Here is a 15455-nt window from a genome sequence, read left to right as displayed (position 1 = left end):
CAAAGTGAGGTTTTTATTGGGCTTTAAAAGGAACAGCCTAACCTGTAGACTAAATTACTATAGGTTAGGCCAATAAGACAAGGATCTTTTATCGTTTTTTCTTTTTAAACGTTATGTTGAGGTAAGTAAACAGGGGGTTATAGGTGAGCAATACCAGAATTATGGCGCAGGTTATCTGTACTGTATCAGGTACAATTTTTGCGGCTGTACCGATAATTGCCCGTGGGGAAATCCCCAGACTGCTGTAGATGGAATCGGTTAGCAGGCCAAAAATCACTGCCATTACGGCAATGGAGATGAGGTATCTGATGGTGCCCTTCTTTCCCAGTATCTTCAATAGAACTGATAGTGAAGTGATATTGGTAGCAGGTCCTGTCAAGAGAAAAACCAAGGCAGCTCCGGGGCTGACTCCCTTGAGGATAAGGGCGGCTGCAATTGGCGTTGATGCTGTTGCGCAGATATAGAGGGGGATACCAAAGACAAGCATTAACAGGAGTGATTCTATGCCTCCACCCAGCCAGTTCTCTATTATTCCTGTTGGTACCAGGGCGGTAATGCTTCCGGCAAGGATGACACCTGCAAAAAACCACAGGGCAATATCTGCCCATACATCGAAGAGGGCAAAACGAATACCCTCTACGAGTTTGTGCCGTAGAGTGTCACCGCTCCTGTTGGTCGAGCCGCAGGCAGGGTCGGAGCAGCACTCCTCTGTCTCTTCAACCTCTGAAAACATTTGGATGGCAGGAGCTTGCCTCTTGTAGGAGATAATATTTTCTAAAAATCCTGCCAGGGTAGCGGTAACGAATGCTGCCAGGGGGCGCATTATGGTCATGATGGGATCAAGCAGGGCATAACTTACCGCTATTGAATCTACTCCTGATTCCGGGGTTGAGATAAGAAAGGCAGTTGTTGCCCCATTATTTGCGCCCTGTTTCTTCAGTGATGCTGCCGCCGGCAACACGCCACAAGATCAGAGCGGTAGGGGGACACCTAGAAATGCCGCCTTGAGTACGGAGGCAAAGCGACCCTGCCCCAGATGACGGCTAATAAAGTTGGGGTTGAGAAATACCTTGAGGAACCCTGCGATGCAGATTCCTATGAGCATATAGAGTGCGGAGTCAAGGAGTATTGCCCAGGAGGCGAACAGCACCTTATCGATGGTTTCGAACATGATATCTTCCTTATTCTTTGATGTGAGTTAGTCCAGTGACAATGATTTCGTCTACATGTTTATCCGTGAGACGGTAGTAGAGGACAGTACCTTCTCGGCGATTTTTCACCAGGTTCATGGTGCGCAGCAGGCGAAGCTGATGGCTTACTGCTGATTCTGAACCCTGTAAAAAGGCAGCGAGGTCACAGACGCACATCTCCTGATGGCGGAGGGCAGATAAAATCCGTAACCTTCCAGGGTCACTAAACACCTTGAAAAATTGAGAGAGGGTCTCTGCCTCTTCTCCTTGTATCGCTGTTTTGTGGGCTTTTGCTACCCGCTCAGCGTGAATGATTCTTGTGTCGCATTTGTCTGCGGCCATTATAATTGTCCCTCCTTTGTTATATGTGAATATATGTTCATATATAGTTTTTTCCCTGTTCTTGTCAATCTTTTTGTTCTCACAAAAGAGGGCTTATCAGCAAATTGGATGAGTTGAGGAGAGAGTATCGGAAAAAGGGATTGGCCTTATTCCCCTGGGCTTTTTATTGTAGAAGGAGTAATGCGCTTTTTACTTATAACAACTCACCATCAGGGGAATAGATAGACTATGTGCTCTCTACAGACGTCACTGCAGGAACCAGTTTCTTATACTGAAGATTATTTTGTGGAGAGCCTGCTAGAGCAGGGCAGTAGTGCTGTTAACGAGGATTCTCTTTCTATCACAGCCGATGTTTTTGGCGTCTACGATGGCTCCACAAGTTTGGTTTCCTGTAAGTACAGTGGTAGCACCGGTGGGAGGATAGCTGCGGACCTTGCAGCAGAAACCTTTGCCAGGGGGAAGGGAACTCTTGCCATGCGCGCGACGGTTGCCAATAGGGCTATATGGCAAAAGATGGAGCAAGAGGGGGTGGATCGCTCTCTTGGTGAAAATCTATGGGCTACCAGCCTTGCCGTTATTAAAATTCATAGAAACAGTATAGAGTGGTGTGCCCTTGGCGATTGTCGACTGCTCTTTATTTATGGAGATGGTTCCTATCGGCAGATAAACAGGGTTGAGGATCATGACAGGCAGACTCTGGCGTTGATGGAGTCTCTTGGCGGCTTGTCCACTTCCCGGAAACATCCCAGAATGCGTCAACAAATTATCGAGGTTCGTCGGCGCATGAATATTGATTATGGTGTCTTGACAGGGGAGGAGAGGGCTTTGGGCTTTTTGCAGACAGGTCTTGAACCCCGTGCCGGTATTGTCGACATGCTTCTCTTTTCCGATGGCCTGTTGCTCCCCGGTGAGGGGCAGAGCGGACTTGGGAAAATGGTCAAAGCCTATCAGAATGGCGGTCTTGCCGCCCTTCGTGAAGATGTCCGTTCGTGGCAGAACAGTGATCCCGACTGTATCTCCTGGCCCAGGTTTAAGAAGCACGATGATGCTAGTGCCATATCACTGAAAATTCTTAGTAATATTGATTGCTGAGGCGTCTTTTTTATTTAAAAAAATTTGGTTAACTATTCTCTGTTGAGGTATACTGAACTTTTCTGGAAAGGTAGCTTTACCGTGTTTAAGTGTCAGTCATTTTAATGGTTGGCAGGGATTATTCATAACAAGGATGGTTAATATGATGTGGAATCTTTGGGGTGGTAGTAAGGCAGAAGATAAGCAGTCGACTCAGCCTGTGACAGCTGCGGAACAGAAAATTCTTGATGATTTTGAGGCAGTTAAGTCTAAGCCGGGCCAGATAACCGGTTGGGATTTTGCCCGGGCCTTTGATTTTATTGATAATTATCCAGATTCAGCTCAGGCGGAAATTTTATTAAACCAGATGTATGCAACGACCACTCAGTCTATGAAGGGCTTGAACTATGACAGTGCCGTAAGGTTGCTTGAGAGGATGCCGGATCATAAGGGCGCCTCCTCTATTATTGAAGGGATGTATAAGCTTGAAGAAGATTATGTAAACGAATTGTCATCAACTGTTATTGCCTATATTTTGCAGACAATGCCCGATCATCCCTTGAGCTCAGCCCTGGCAAGGGATCTTGCCTCCATAGACATTGCCTGTGCCTATGATTTTATTCAGGATCAGCCGGAAAGTCCACATGCAGCAGCTCTTATTCAAGAGATGTTTCACTCTCATCCCAATATTGCCGTTCTTCTCCTTCAGGAGGAGCTGGGGCACCCTCAGGTTGCAACCATATTTGAGGGTATTTATGCAATTAAGGAGAGCGACAAGATTGTTCATCTGACCCCTAATGCCATCATCTTTATTCTTGAAGTGGCTCCGGATCATCCTAAAATAGATGAGATGGTTCAGGTCTTCGTCCAGCGTAATTATGTTAAAGCCTACGATTTTTTAAGAAACAATCCACAACATGTCTGTGCGGATCTCTTTAAAGAGCTTCTCTTTCAGAAAAAGCCATCCTTGGAAAAACTTTTGCAAGCCACTTTATCCGATTGATATTTTTTTTGACCATGCTGTCGCATCTGTGCCATTTTCTTTTTGATATTTTCTTAATAAGAGTGGAGAATTGAATCAGGCTATAAGGTATTCAAAACAGATTGTTCTATAAAAGACAGGGGGGATTTTGCTGAAAAGACGAATATCTCTTCCTGTCGCATAGATTGCAAAGGAGAACTCATGGCGGAAGAACCTACGATTTTGACCCCAGATGGTGTGGAAAATCCAGATCATGATGATCTGCAATTCCCTGCCCGTATGGAAGATATATTGCCAGAGATGTTGATGGTCATCCCTCTCTATGAAAGGCCCATGTTTCCTAAGATGATGGGGCCGATTATTATTGAAGATATGCGTTTGCAAAAATTCATCCTTAGCCAAAAGGATAAAAAAGTACCTCTGTTTTTTGCTCTTCTCTTAACGAGGCAGGATCCGGATGGTCAGGTCAAGGCACCTGAGTCGGCGGATGATTTTTATGATGTGGGGGTGGTCGCCAAGGTGATACAAATTTCTCCCCTTACCATTGGTGAGCCTCTGCAGTTTATTGTAGAGATTAAGGCTCGCTTCGATGTTGTTAAGCTCATCAAAAAAGAGCCGCTCTTCCAGGTAGAGGTTAAGTATTGGCAAGAAGAAAAAATAAAAGTTACTGATGAGCTTAAGGCTTACTCAACGGCAATTATTGATAGTATTAAGGAGCTTGTCCATCTGAACCCGATTTTTCGGGAAGGATTATCCTTATTGATTGAGCGAATAAACTTGCATGAGCCGGGCTCCCTTGCGGATTTTTCTGCGGCAATGACAACTTCGTCTGGACCTGAAATTCAAAAGGTTCTCGCCACCCGTAGTGTTCGCAAACGAATAGAGCTTGCCCTTGTCCTTATTAAGAAGGAATTGGAAATATCAAAGCTTAAGGTGAAGATTTCCTCAAGGATTGAGGAGCAACTCTCCAAGCAACAGCGAGAGTTTTTTTTGAAACAGCAGTTGCAAGAGATTAAAAAAGAGTTGGGTCTGACCAAAGATGATACCCAGACGGAGATGGAAAAATACGAAAACCGGATAAAAGATCTTCATCTCCCTGAAGAGGCTCAGGAAAGAATAGATGAAGAACTGGAAAAAATCAGGCTCTTGGGGCCATCTTCTCCAGAGTTTAACGTCAGTCGAACCTATCTTGATTGGCTTACTATGATGCCATGGGGTGTTTACACGAAGGACAATTACAGTGTCAAAAAGGCCCGGAAGATTCTTGATGATGATCACCATGGCCTTGATGATGTGAAGGATCGCATTATTGAACTTATCTCGGTGGGTTCCATTAAGGGAGAGTTAACCGGTACCATTCTTCTCCTTACCGGTCCCCCGGGGGTAGGAAAGACATCGGTGGGGCAGTCCATTGCCCGAAGTCTTGGCCGCAAATTTTTTCGTTTTTCCCTTGGTGGGATGCGGGATGAGGCGGAGATAAAGGGTCATAGAAGAACATATATTGGCGCTATGCCAGGTAAGGTTATTCAGGCTATCAAGAGTTGTAAGTCTGCTAATCCGCTTATTATGCTCGATGAGATAGATAAGATCGGAGCCAGTTTTCGTGGTGATCCTGCCTCGGCTCTGCTGGAGGTGCTTGATCCTGAGCAAAACAGTGATTTTTTGGATCATTATCTTGATGTACGCTTTGACCTCTCTAAGGTTCTGTTTATCTGTACAGCAAATCTATTGGATACTATTCCTCCGGCCCTTCTTGATCGTATGGAGCGTATAGAGCTTCCCGGTTATATTTTGGCAGAGAAGATAGCCATTGCCAGAAAGCATCTTATTCCTCGTCAGATGAAACATCATGGTTTGCGTCCCTCCCAGATTATTATTTCAAACCCTGTTTTAACTGCCATCGTAGAAGGCTATGCTCGTGAGGCAGGTGTGCGTGGCTTGGAGACCTGTATAAGAAAGATTTTGCGTAAGACGATTACCTCTCATTTAGCCGGTGGTTTGGAGAAGGTACGTATTCGTAAGCGTGATCTCCGGGGACTTTTGGGTAGACGTCTCTTTGCCGAGGAGCAGGTTTATAGCACTCCGCGGGTGGGAGTAATCACAGGCCTTGCCTATACGAACATGGGGGGGACGACCCTCTATATAGAGTCTCTTGCTGTGCCCACGGGGGATAGCGGTTTTAAGCAAACAGGCCAACTGGGCAAGGTCATGATTGAATCTTCTGAAATTGCCTATAGTTATATTCGTTTTCTCTTGGGGGATGATTCTGCTGCGGTGAAGTTTTTTAATAAAAACTTTATTCATCTTCATGTACCGGCGGGAGCAACGCCTAAGGATGGGCCATCTGCCGGCATCACCATGGCCTGCTCCCTCTACTCCATGGCAACGGGAAAGACCATCGTGCCCGGAGTGGCAATGACAGGGGAACTTACTCTGACAGGACTTGTTATGCCCATTGGCGGGGTGAAGGAGAAGATGATTGCTGCTCGGAGGGCCCATGTCAAGCAGGTGATACTGCCCAAGGAAAATGAGGAAGATTTTGATATGTTACCGGATTATATCAAAGAGGACCTTTCTGCTAAGTTTGTGGAAACTTTCGAAGATGTTTTGAAAATTTGCTTTAAGTAGGTTCAGAGGAGGGGCACTTGAGTGCCTCTCCCTATTCTGGTACCAGGCCATAGATATATCTGATTACATCTGTTCTGGTAACAATACCGATCATTTTATTCTCATGGACAACGGGTAGATAGCCAATACCCTGATCGCTCATTATCTCGGCTGCAATTGAGGGTGGAGTGTCTGGGGTAATGGTGGTGACTCCACGGGTCATAAATGCCTTTACCGGACTGTTCCATTGGTTTTCTTTTTTAATCTTTTTGAAATCACAGAGGACAACAACCCCTTCAATCTGATCATCTTCGGCAACAATGATGCCCCGAATGTTTTTCTCATCCATTATCTCCCGCACCTTTCGCATGGGCATGGTTGGTGGTACAGAGACAACGGGGAAAGACATTATGTCCGCAATCTGGACATGATGGTTTGAGTTGTTTTTTAGCTTTTCCCGAATGATGCTTCGTATCTTCTTTCCATCACAGTCCTCGCCTCTGATAGTTGCTGATCCTGCCCCGGGATGTCCTCCCCCTCCGAACTCCTGAAGGATGAGGCCGACATCAATTGCCTTACTGCCACTACGGGCAATGACCGTGCAGTATGAGTCGCTGACGAAGATGACAAATACTGCGGCAACGTTGATGAATCCTCTGTAACTGCTGACAACACCTGCTAGATTGGGTGTCACCTTTTTGAGGTGGACGATATTGAAACCAATCTTCCTGCCGTTAATATGCTCCTTCTCGGTGCTTTTGAGCATCTCAAAGAGAATATCTTTTTGCTCTTCCTCGTAGGGTGGGGCCAGGAAAAAACTGGCGACATTGAGGTCGGCCCCGTTTTTTAACAGATAGGCGGCTGTCATGGCATCTTCTGGCGTGGTGGCGGGAAAGGAGAGGCGGCCGGTATCTTCGTAGAGGCCAATCAGCATTACCGTTGATTGCAGGGGGGAAAGGGTGATTTTGCGTGCCTGCATTTCGCGGCAGAGCAGGGTGATAGTTGCTCCGACATTCTCCTTACGGATAACCCCTGCTTCGATGTTTCCTATATTATGAATGTGGTGGTCCCAAACCTCAATTTCGATATTCCGCTCCCGGAGCTTTTCCATCCGATCAAGTCGCTGCCATTGATCGGTATCGACGACGATCAGCTTTTCTACCTTTTCCGGGTCTATTTCATTGGGCAGGATGAGGTCAAAGGCACTCTTATGGGTGGAGAGAAAACGACTGACGTTTTTATTCACCATCTTGGGCACCACTCCGATGCTACCGGGGTAGAGGAGGGTGGCGCCAATTATAGAGGCTAGGGCATCAAAATCTGTGTTTATGTGGCTGGTAATAATTTGCCGTGGTGCATTTTTCATATATATCCAGATGCTTGATGGTTATTTTTTCATGAAAGAAAAATAGTAAGAGATAGCCTGCTGTGTAGGCTATCTCTTACCCGTTGATATTTATTGAAAAATTGGTATTTTTTAATAAATATCAGCTAAGCCACGACTGCGAGGCAGAGATTAGAAGAAAAGAGCTTTGTGCAAGCTTGCTATTCGTTCAGCTCGTGACGCAGGTAGTTGAGGGCAGATCCCGCCTTAAACCAGCTTATCTGCTCCTGGTTCAGTGAATGCTGGAGTTCGACTCTGTCGCTGCTGCCATCGCTATGTTTGAGTACGGCCTGGAGTGCGCTGGCAGGAGCTATCTCTTTTACCCCTAAGACATCAATTCTGTCGCCGTCTTGGACCAGTTGGTAATCATTGCTACTGGTAAAGGTGAGGGGCAGAACCCCTTGTTTTTTCAGGTTGGTCTCATGGATACGGGCAAAGGCTTTACAGATGACGACCTTGGCACCCATATGTCGAGGGCTCATGGCAGCATGTTCCCGAGAGCTCCCTTCGCCGTAATTATTGTCCCCTACTACCAGCCAGCTATCACCTGCCGCTTGGTAGGCCCGGGCAATCTGATTAAATCCTTCCACCTTGCCGTCTAGCTGGTTGATGCCACTGCCCGCCATACCGGTAAAACTATTGATAGCACCACTAAACATATTATCTGAAATATTATCAAGATGTCCTCGAAAGCGTAACCATGGGCCAGCGGGCGAGATATGATCGGTGGTACATTTTCCCTTTGCCTTGAGGAGGAGACGTAGATCTTTAAAGTTCTTGCCATCCCAAGCAGGAAAGGGGATGAGTTTGGCCAGGCGTTTAGAATCAGGGGAGATTTCCACACTTATTCCTGCCCTCTCCTCCTTGGCGATCGGTGCCTGAAATCCCTCTTGGTCGCAGACAAAGCCCTGGGCGGGCACCTCGGCAACTCTTCCCGGTGTCTTGAGGAGAAAGGGGCCATTCTTGCCCTCTATCGGGGTGGTATAGGGGTTAACCGCCAGGCTGCCATGCAGGGCATAGGCCATACATGTTTCAGGACTGGTAAGGAAACTGCATGTTTCGGGATTGCCATCGTTTCGTTTAGGGAAATTTCTATTGTAGGAGCTGACAATTGTATTTGGGGTATTGGGAACCTGATCATCTCGTCGCCACTGGCCAATACATGGGCCACAGGCATTGGTGAGAACTATTGCTCCAATCTGGAGGAGTTTTTCCAGAATACCGTCCCTTTCAATGGTTGCCCGAACCTGTTCCGATCCTGGAGTTATATAGAGTGGGGTCTTCAGCTGAGCGCCCTCTTCTATAATCTGGTCGGCAATGGCTGCAATGCGTCCCATATCTTCGTAGGAAGAGTTGGTGCAGGAGCCAATAAGGGTGGCGGAGATCTTCTCCGGGTAGCCGTTAATTGTCACCTGTTCGGCAAGAGCTGCTACGGTAGCGGCCTTATCCGGGGAATGCGGGCCGACGATATAGGGCACGAGCTTATCAAGATCAATGACCACAACCTTATCGTAGTAGGACTCGGGATTTGTCAGTACCTCGTCATCTGCCTGAAGTATAGTCTGGTATTGGTTAGCCAGATCTGCTACCTCGCCACGACCACAGGCCTGGAGATAGGTTGCCATGGACTGGTCGTAGGGGAAGAGGGAGGTGGTTGCCCCCAGTTCAGCACCCATGTTGCAAATGGTACTCTTGCCGGTGGCGGAAATGCTTGCGGCCCCTTCGCCAAAATATTCAAATACCCGGTTGGTGCCGCCGGAGCAGGTGAGTACTTCCAAGAGTTTGAGGATAATATCCTTGGGGGAACTCCACTCCTGCAGCTTTCCTTTCAGGTGGACTCCGACAACCTGTGGGTGAAGTACCTCCCAGGGCATATCAACCATAACATCTACGGCATCAGCGCCGCCAACACCCGAGGCAAAGACTCCCATTCCTCCTGCGTTTGGGGTGTGGGAATCTGTGCCAAGCATCATGAGACCAGGAAAGGCGTATCTTTCCAGTACCACCTGGTGAATAATTCCTGCCCCGGGATGCCAATAGCCAAAGCCGTATCGTTTCGAGGCCGATGAGAGAAAATTATAGACCTCGTTGTTCTCGGTTTTGGCTATGGGTAAATCAGTCTCCGCGCCCTTGTATGCTTGGATAAGGTGGTCGCAGTGGATGGTGACGGGTACTGCAGCTTCATCCTTTTCAGCCAACATAAACTGGAGTACTGCCATCTGGGCGGTTGCATCTTGCAAGGCGATGCGGTCAGGCCTTGTCTTGATATAACTCTTGCCGGCGATGAGCTCTGCATTATCTGCATCATCAAGGTGACCATACATTATTTTTTCGGTGTAGGTCAGAGGTCGGTTAAGGCGAGCACGAACTGTTTTGAGCTGTTCGGTGGTTCTCTGGTAAACCTTTTCAATAAATGTGGCAGTAGAGTCAACGGATGTCTTCATAATGTCTCCTATGGTCGAAAAAAACGGGGTAGATAAGGGAACTGTTGGTAGCAGGGTTATCTGTCTGCATGACCTACTTCCCAGTGCAGGGTGCTAGGGAGTGCATCGGTGCTGAGATGCACTTTCAGCGGCTGGCTGAATTATGATCTGATCATCTCTTCAGTCACCATCTTATCAATAAAGCCTAGTATGTATTGTCGTTGCTCAGGGCTTGCATGGGCAATGCATGTACAGTGCAAATTACTCTTACTGCGGACAAGGAGTTCAAATTTGACAGAGTGCTGTTCTACTTCAACGGCGATGTAGAATGGTCCGTGCTCTTCATGTCCCAGTTGCGCCTCGGAGAGGAGTTCCTCTGGCAGAACAATCCAATAGAGGCCAATCATTGGTCCTATCTTGGTATTGCGTTTGAGATAAGAATCGATATTATCCCTTTCCATGGGGGAAAGTTCATCTATGACAAATTGGCGCATTTTAAACTCTTTTTATGGTTATAGGTCTAAAAATGTTGTGTCCTGGTTGAGGTTTTCACAGCCATCTTTACGGACAACGACCATGTTTTCCAGTCGGATTCCTCCCCAACCAGGGATATAGATTCCAGGCTCCACGGTGACGATCATGCCCTCTCTCAGTTTTTTGTTGTTGGAAAAGGAGAGGCGGGGGTTCTCGTGGACGGCCAGGCCTACACCATGGCCCAGGCTATGCCCAAAATATTCCCCATAGCCTGCATCGCTGATTATCTTACGTGCTACGGCATCGACCTCTTGGCCTGTAACTCCGGCTCGAACCGCCTTCATGCCGGCAAGCTGGGCCCGGCGGACAAGGCGGTGGTATTTTAAATATTTTTTGCCGGGCTTACCGAGGACAAAGGTTCTGGTCATATCAGAGCAATAACCGTCCAGGATAAGTCCCATGTCAATGGTCAGGGGGCTCTCTTTTCTGATCTTATCCATACCAGGAACCGCATGGGGGAGGGCGCTGTTTTTCCCTGATGCGACAATGGTATCAAAACTTGGGCGTTCGGCACCTCTGCGTCGCATGGTGGCCTCGATCTTGATGGCAAGCTCTGTTTCTGTGATACCGGGCTTGAGGTCTGCATAGACCTCCTGAAAGACAGCTTCATTGAGGAGAACTGATCTGCGAATAGCATCGATCTCATCCTCATCTTTGATGAGGCGCATTTTCTCGATGAGATTAAGGCTTGGAGTTGTTGTGACTCCAACTGTGCCTAGTTTTTCTCGGAGGCTCTTGGCAAAGGAGTGGAGGGTGTAGTCGCTTTCAAAGGCTAGAGTCTTGATGCCGAGCTCAGGCAGGAGTTTCAGGAGCAGGGGGATAAGGCCCTTGGTATAAATGAGGACCTTGGTCCAGCTGGCGTCCTGTTCTGCCTGGAGCTGGTAGCGAAAATCGGTCAAGAGATGAACCTTGCCCTTGGCGGGGATAATTAAAACACCTGATGTTTCACCGATGCCGTGGTCACCTCCTGTATACCCCGAGAGATAACGACGATTTTCCGGTTGGCTGACAAGGAGGGCATCAAGGTTCTTTCTGGAAAGAGTCTTTTGTATTTTTTTTATACGTTTTGCATAGTTCATAGCACTATCCCCGTGTTTTCCTGCTTTTAATATGGTTTAAGCCCCTATAAGTTGGGTAATGATCTCCTTACGCTGCTCTATGGCCTGAGTATATTGCTGGTTGAGGTCATCGAGCATTTTGGAGAGCTCTGCTGCATACTGAGGGTGTGCTACCGGATTTACTTCCTGGCCCTCTCTGCCCTGCGCGGCATACTGTTGTTGCATCTGGTCCCGAAGGGCATTTTCGAGTTGTTCAGTCGATTGCTCCTTATGCTGGGCATACTGGTCCACTATTGTTTGAAGCTCAGTGCAAATATTTGCAGGCTCCTCCACTCCCTGACAGAGTTCAATAAGGCCGGAGAGCGCTTTATGAGCTGCGGCTTGCATATCTGTATCCCGTGGCAGGGTGATATTTCGTAGCAGGGTTTGCAGGATTCCGGACTTCATGCTTGTCTGTTTGTCTTCATCCTGGGCTCGTAAAGATGCCATTATATCGGCCTCTTTTCCGTTCATAAAGCTTGCCCCCAGTCGCATTCCGTCTCTGCTGTAATCTGCGCCTGTCACCTCTGTTGTCTCTTTTTCCATTCTTGCAGCTCGTTCAAGAACCATTTCTATGGTACTTTTTATTTCAGCCATTCTTTTATCCTATTATTTTCATTAGTAATTATTTGTGTATTTCCCCTGAGCCAGATCGCTTCGTTAGAGAAAATTAATTTTAAATTATGCCTTTTAAAAGCAGGCTAAATGTACATAAAAGAGGGGCGGATAGCAAAGAAAACCTTACTGCTTATCTCTTCTGGCAAGGCGTGCTGCAAAAAAACCATCAAGTCTCTTAGAGGGAAGGGGGGCAAAGAAGCTCCCATCACCATCTTTTGCCGGGCGAATATGCTCGCCTACCTCTTCAGGTAGGTAATTCTGGCAGTCCGTCAAGTAGAAGTCAGGGAAGAGGAGAAGAAATTTTTTAATAAGATCCTCGTTCTCTTCAATCTCAAGAGAGCAGGTTGCATATACCAGTATTCCTGTCGGGGCCAACATCTCTGCGGCCAGGCTTAAAATTTCCAGTTGGATGATCTGCTTCTGCAGGAAATCTTCCTCTTTGCGGTTCCAACGAATGTCTGGCTGTCGGCGTATAACGCCTGTGCCGGAGCATGGGGCGTCGACCAGGATGCCATCGAAGGCTTGGGTGTTGCTGGCTTTGAATTCCTGCAAAGAGGTGGGGTGTAGCTCTACCTCATGGTGAGTAAAGAGTCGTTCTATATTGGTGATAAATTTTTCTTTCCGTTTGGCATCTGGTTCAACGGCTATCACCTTTATCTCTTTGTCCGCGCCTAACTGGATGATATGGCTCGTTTTCCCTCCCAGACCGGCACAGGCGTCGAGGTAGTGTCCACCCGATTTTATGGGGAGGAGGAGCAGAGACGCCAGTTGAGCGGCACTGTCCTGCACCTGGAAAAGGCCATCCTTATAGCCGGGAATATCACCAATAAGGCCTTGGTAGTCTTCGATGATAAGGCTTTCAGGGGCCGGCCCTCTTGTGCCCGTAATTCCCTCTCTGGTAAGGAGGGCCTCAAAATCGTCAATGCTGGTCTTTGTACTGTTAACCCGCAGAGTCAGAGGTGGCTCCTCACCGTTAATTTCACAGATGTATCTTGCCTTTTCAAGGCCGAAGCGCTCCTGCCATCGTTTGAACAACCCACTCGGGGTGGTGTGGATTTCCTGTTCCTGCTCTTTCATGCCATTGGCAAGAGCCTCTTTTTGTCTTGTTGCATTACGCAGTATGCCGTTGACGAACCCATGGAGTCGTTTATGTACTTTGGCTGTTTTACAGCTATTGACAGCTTCATTAACGATGGCAGATTCAGGGATTGAATCGAGAAAAAATAGTTGGTAAAGGCCCACCGTCAGTGCCTGGTGGACAAAAGGATCAAGCTTTTTTAGGCGTACTGTGCTGAGTTTTCGCAGTAATATATCGAGATATTGGCGTTTTCTCAGTACCCCGAAGACCATATTCATGGCCAGAGATCGTTCCCGTGGGTTGAGCTGTTTTTGTTGGCACAGTTTTTCCAGAATTGGTTTTACCGGCTGTTGTTTTTTGTAGACCTGGCAAAGTGTTTCGGCCGCAATATATCTCGAAGATGTTTTCATTTTTTTATCTGTAAGGGGAAGCGTGAATTTTTAATATATCTAGTAAAATCATTTTTCTACAATATACACTGATGGATAAAAGAACAAATTTTTGTTCTAAATAGGGGTGAAATTGTAATAAAAAGTTAAAAAACGGTTGGTTTTTCGTCCTTCTTTTAATACCCTTTCTATAAGAACCCTTTTTTATAGGAAAAAGAAAAGGCTGGGGGAAGGCTACTCAGTAAGATTAAAATTATACCATAGTGGAGTCTCTATGAAACATGTATCGAAGAAGTTTCTAGCCTGCTGTTTACTACTTTTGCTGAGCTCCTCTGTTGCGCTTGCTGAGGTTAAGGACGATTCTAATATTCAGCCTGCAGAGAATCAGGCACAGGTCATGCCTACTCAACCTCAGGATAGCACCTGGCAGAAGTCTAAGGAGGCCGGTCATGAGCTCCTTCAGGATAGCAAAAAAGCTGGAACTGAGGCTTGGCAGGATACTAAAGAGGCTGCCTCTAAGGGCTATGATAAAGCCAAAGACGTTACAGGGGATGCTTGGCAGGACACTAAGGATGTTACCTCTAAGGGCTATGAAAAGACCAAGGAATCTACTGCCAAGGTTTTGCAGGACAGTAAAGAAAAGGGCAAAGAGGGTGTCGCTGTTGTTAAAGAGAAGAGCAAAGATGGTATTGATGCCGTCAAAGATGGTGCTGGTGATACCAAGGAGAAAGCTAAAAGCCTGTGGCAGAGGATGGTAGATAAAATACGTAATGCCTGGTCTTCACTCACAAAGTAGGGGGTTTGGGTCGGAATTGTTAAAAAGAATGAGTACATAGCTGAATTGCTGTGAAAAATATATTGGTGTTATGCCATAATGTGGAGCCGTCTATGAGGAAATTATTAGCAGTTGGCGCTGTAGCCTTAACTCTCTCTCTGAGTTCATGTGCAGGTAGTAATATGAATAAGGGTGGCCAGGGCGGTGTAGGTGGGGCTGCCGCAGGTGCCCTCATAGGTCAGGCCATAGGGCATAATACTCAGGCAACTCTTTTGGGCGCAGCAATTGGTGGAGTGCTTGGTTATGTCATTGGTAATGAGATGGATAAGGCTGATCAGCAGCGTTTAAATACCGTCTATGAAAGGGGGCCTTCGGGGCAGGCAACTGCCTGGGTTAATCCTGACTCCGGCAATCAGTATAGAGTTATTCCGCAACCTTCCTACACCAATGAGAGTACTAGAAAAATTTGTCGTGAGGCGACCGTAGAGGCTGTTGTTGACGGCCGTAAGGAGATTGCTCATACAACGGCCTGCCGTGACGCCTATGGTAAGTGGCACCTGCAAAATTAGAGTCCCCTCATGGAAAAGAGGGCCCCTTCTTGGCTCCTTGTCGAAGGTTGATTCTCTGTGAGTGTCTCTGCCCACTTGTATCGGTGGCGCATCAGTTTTTAAACAAATATCTGTATGCTAGGAGGAAGTTATGGGAAGAACCATACTATGTGCGCTTGTACTGTTTGTCGCTACGCAGCTTATTGCCTGTAGTCAGCCTTATAAGATTACCACCGTTGCCGGTGAGGTCTATTATGCCCAGGATCGTCCTGAGGTGGACAGTCATGATCAGTTAAGTTTTACAGGTCCCGATGGCAGGGAGATGGTTCTTGACCGTGATGACGTAAAACTTATGGAAGAATCTGATATTCCTGCTGACCAGCAGTAATACCCTGTCTTGCTAAGTTTGATGACCGG

General features: G+C 47.1%; 14 protein-coding genes. 6 read left to right on the top strand and 8 right to left on the bottom strand.

Annotation, left to right across the window (positions count from 1 at the left end; all coding sequences use genetic code 11):
• Positions 1 to 88 precede the first annotated feature (88 nt).
• Together DP_RS00675 and DP_RS00670 are read right to left on the bottom strand one after the other, a co-directional pair.
• The gene (locus DP_RS00675) at positions 89 to 1171 is read right to left on the bottom strand and encodes an SO_0444 family Cu/Zn efflux transporter (RefSeq protein ID WP_149005191.1); all 1083 of its coding nucleotides are present in this window, start codon (positions 1169 to 1171) and stop codon (positions 89 to 91) included.
• Positions 1172 to 1181: 10 nt separating this feature from the next.
• Positions 1182 to 1532 (bottom strand): ArsR/SmtB family transcription factor, encoded by a 351-nt coding sequence (locus tag DP_RS00670; RefSeq protein ID WP_011187378.1) that lies wholly within the window; start codon positions 1530 to 1532, stop codon positions 1182 to 1184.
• Between the two features lie 228 nt (positions 1533 to 1760).
• On the opposite strand from DP_RS00670, the gene DP_RS00665 reads away from it, so the two are divergent.
• The 3 genes from DP_RS00665 (at position 1761) to lon (ending at position 6213) form a co-directional block, all read left to right on the top strand.
• Entirely contained in the window at positions 1761 to 2624 is an 864-nt protein-coding gene (locus DP_RS00665) for a protein phosphatase 2C domain-containing protein (protein WP_011187377.1), read from the top strand.
• Positions 2625 to 2766: 142 nt separating this feature from the next.
• Positions 2767 to 3606 (top strand): hypothetical protein, encoded by an 840-nt coding sequence (locus DP_RS00660; RefSeq protein ID WP_156792168.1) that lies wholly within the window; start codon positions 2767 to 2769, stop codon positions 3604 to 3606.
• A gap of 180 nt (positions 3607 to 3786) precedes the next feature.
• On the top strand, positions 3787 to 6213 hold the full coding sequence (gene lon / locus DP_RS00655; protein ID WP_011187375.1) for an endopeptidase La: 2427 nt from the start codon (positions 3787 to 3789) through the stop codon (positions 6211 to 6213).
• Between the two features lie 31 nt (positions 6214 to 6244).
• On the opposite strand, the gene DP_RS00650 is transcribed toward lon, so the two are convergent.
• The 6 genes from DP_RS00650 to rsmB form a co-directional block, all read right to left on the bottom strand.
• The gene (locus DP_RS00650) at positions 6245 to 7558 is read right to left on the bottom strand and encodes a CBS domain-containing protein (protein ID WP_011187374.1); all 1314 of its coding nucleotides are present in this window, start codon (positions 7556 to 7558) and stop codon (positions 6245 to 6247) included.
• Positions 7559 to 7737: 179 nt separating this feature from the next.
• Entirely contained in the window at positions 7738 to 10020 is a 2283-nt protein-coding gene (locus DP_RS00645; protein WP_011187373.1) for an aconitate hydratase, read from the bottom strand.
• A 140-nt stretch (positions 10021 to 10160) separates the two neighbouring features.
• Complete coding sequence (locus tag DP_RS00640) at positions 10161 to 10493, bottom strand: hypothetical protein (protein WP_011187372.1); 333 nt, start codon at positions 10491 to 10493, stop codon at positions 10161 to 10163.
• A gap of 18 nt (positions 10494 to 10511) precedes the next feature.
• A complete protein-coding gene (locus tag DP_RS00635) occupies positions 10512 to 11612 on the bottom strand; it encodes a M24 family metallopeptidase (protein WP_011187371.1) in 1101 nt (366 codons plus the stop codon).
• A gap of 36 nt (positions 11613 to 11648) precedes the next feature.
• Positions 11649 to 12227, bottom strand: a complete 579-nt coding sequence (locus DP_RS00630; protein WP_011187370.1) for a DUF6657 family protein — start codon at positions 12225 to 12227, stop codon at positions 11649 to 11651.
• A gap of 144 nt (positions 12228 to 12371) precedes the next feature.
• On the bottom strand, positions 12372 to 13736 hold the full coding sequence (rsmB, locus tag DP_RS00625; protein WP_011187369.1) for a 16S rRNA (cytosine(967)-C(5))-methyltransferase RsmB: 1365 nt from the start codon (positions 13734 to 13736) through the stop codon (positions 12372 to 12374).
• Between the two features lie 253 nt (positions 13737 to 13989).
• Here rsmB and DP_RS00620 point away from each other — a divergent pair, with 253 nt between their 5' ends.
• The 3 genes from DP_RS00620 to DP_RS00610 all read left to right on the top strand — a co-directional run bounded on the left by DP_RS00620 (position 13990) and on the right by DP_RS00610 (position 15426).
• Complete coding sequence (locus tag DP_RS00620; RefSeq protein ID WP_041277440.1) at positions 13990 to 14511, top strand: hypothetical protein; 522 nt, start codon at positions 13990 to 13992, stop codon at positions 14509 to 14511.
• Positions 14512 to 14603: 92 nt separating this feature from the next.
• Entirely contained in the window at positions 14604 to 15059 is a 456-nt protein-coding gene (locus DP_RS00615; RefSeq protein ID WP_041277439.1) for a glycine zipper domain-containing protein, read from the top strand.
• 130 nt (positions 15060 to 15189) lie between these two features.
• Positions 15190 to 15426 carry a YgdI/YgdR family lipoprotein gene (locus DP_RS00610; protein ID WP_041277438.1) on the top strand — a complete coding sequence of 79 codons (237 nt, stop codon included), beginning with the start codon at positions 15190 to 15192 and terminating at the stop codon, positions 15424 to 15426.
• Positions 15427 to 15455: the final 29 nt, after the last annotated feature.

It is taken from the genome of Desulfotalea psychrophila LSv54 (assembly GCF_000025945.1).
GTDB classification, from domain to species: Bacteria; Desulfobacterota; Desulfobulbia; order Desulfobulbales; family Desulfocapsaceae; genus Desulfotalea; species Desulfotalea psychrophila.
This window is presented reverse-complemented; position numbering and strand designations above follow the sequence as displayed.

What these genes read in the sequence shown, in the direction of transcription:
- DP_RS00620 (WP_041277440.1), top strand. Translation starts at nt 13,990, where the DNA reads ATGAAACATGTATCGAAGAAGTTTCTAGCCTGCTGTTTACTACTTTTG.
- DP_RS00610 (WP_041277438.1), top strand. Translation starts at nt 15,190, where the DNA reads ATGGGAAGAACCATACTATGTGCGCTTGTACTGTTTGTCGCTACGCAG.
- rsmB (WP_011187369.1), bottom strand. Translation starts at nt 13,736, where the DNA reads ATGAAAACATCTTCGAGATATATTGCGGCCGAAACACTTTGCCAGGTC.
- DP_RS00660 (WP_156792168.1), top strand. Translation starts at nt 2,767, where the DNA reads ATGATGTGGAATCTTTGGGGTGGTAGTAAGGCAGAAGATAAGCAGTCG.
- lon (WP_011187375.1), top strand. Translation starts at nt 3,787, where the DNA reads ATGGCGGAAGAACCTACGATTTTGACCCCAGATGGTGTGGAAAATCCA.
- DP_RS00645 (WP_011187373.1), bottom strand. Translation starts at nt 10,020, where the DNA reads ATGAAGACATCCGTTGACTCTACTGCCACATTTATTGAAAAGGTTTAC.
- DP_RS00615 (WP_041277439.1), top strand. Translation starts at nt 14,604, where the DNA reads ATGAGGAAATTATTAGCAGTTGGCGCTGTAGCCTTAACTCTCTCTCTG.
- DP_RS00630 (WP_011187370.1), bottom strand. Translation starts at nt 12,227, where the DNA reads ATGGCTGAAATAAAAAGTACCATAGAAATGGTTCTTGAACGAGCTGCA.
- DP_RS00635 (WP_011187371.1), bottom strand. Translation starts at nt 11,612, where the DNA reads ATGAACTATGCAAAACGTATAAAAAAAATACAAAAGACTCTTTCCAGA.
- DP_RS00670 (WP_011187378.1), bottom strand. Translation starts at nt 1,532, where the DNA reads ATGGCCGCAGACAAATGCGACACAAGAATCATTCACGCTGAGCGGGTA.
- DP_RS00650 (WP_011187374.1), bottom strand. Translation starts at nt 7,558, where the DNA reads ATGAAAAATGCACCACGGCAAATTATTACCAGCCACATAAACACAGAT.
- DP_RS00665 (WP_011187377.1), top strand. Translation starts at nt 1,761, where the DNA reads ATGTGCTCTCTACAGACGTCACTGCAGGAACCAGTTTCTTATACTGAA.
- DP_RS00640 (WP_011187372.1), bottom strand. Translation starts at nt 10,493, where the DNA reads ATGCGCCAATTTGTCATAGATGAACTTTCCCCCATGGAAAGGGATAAT.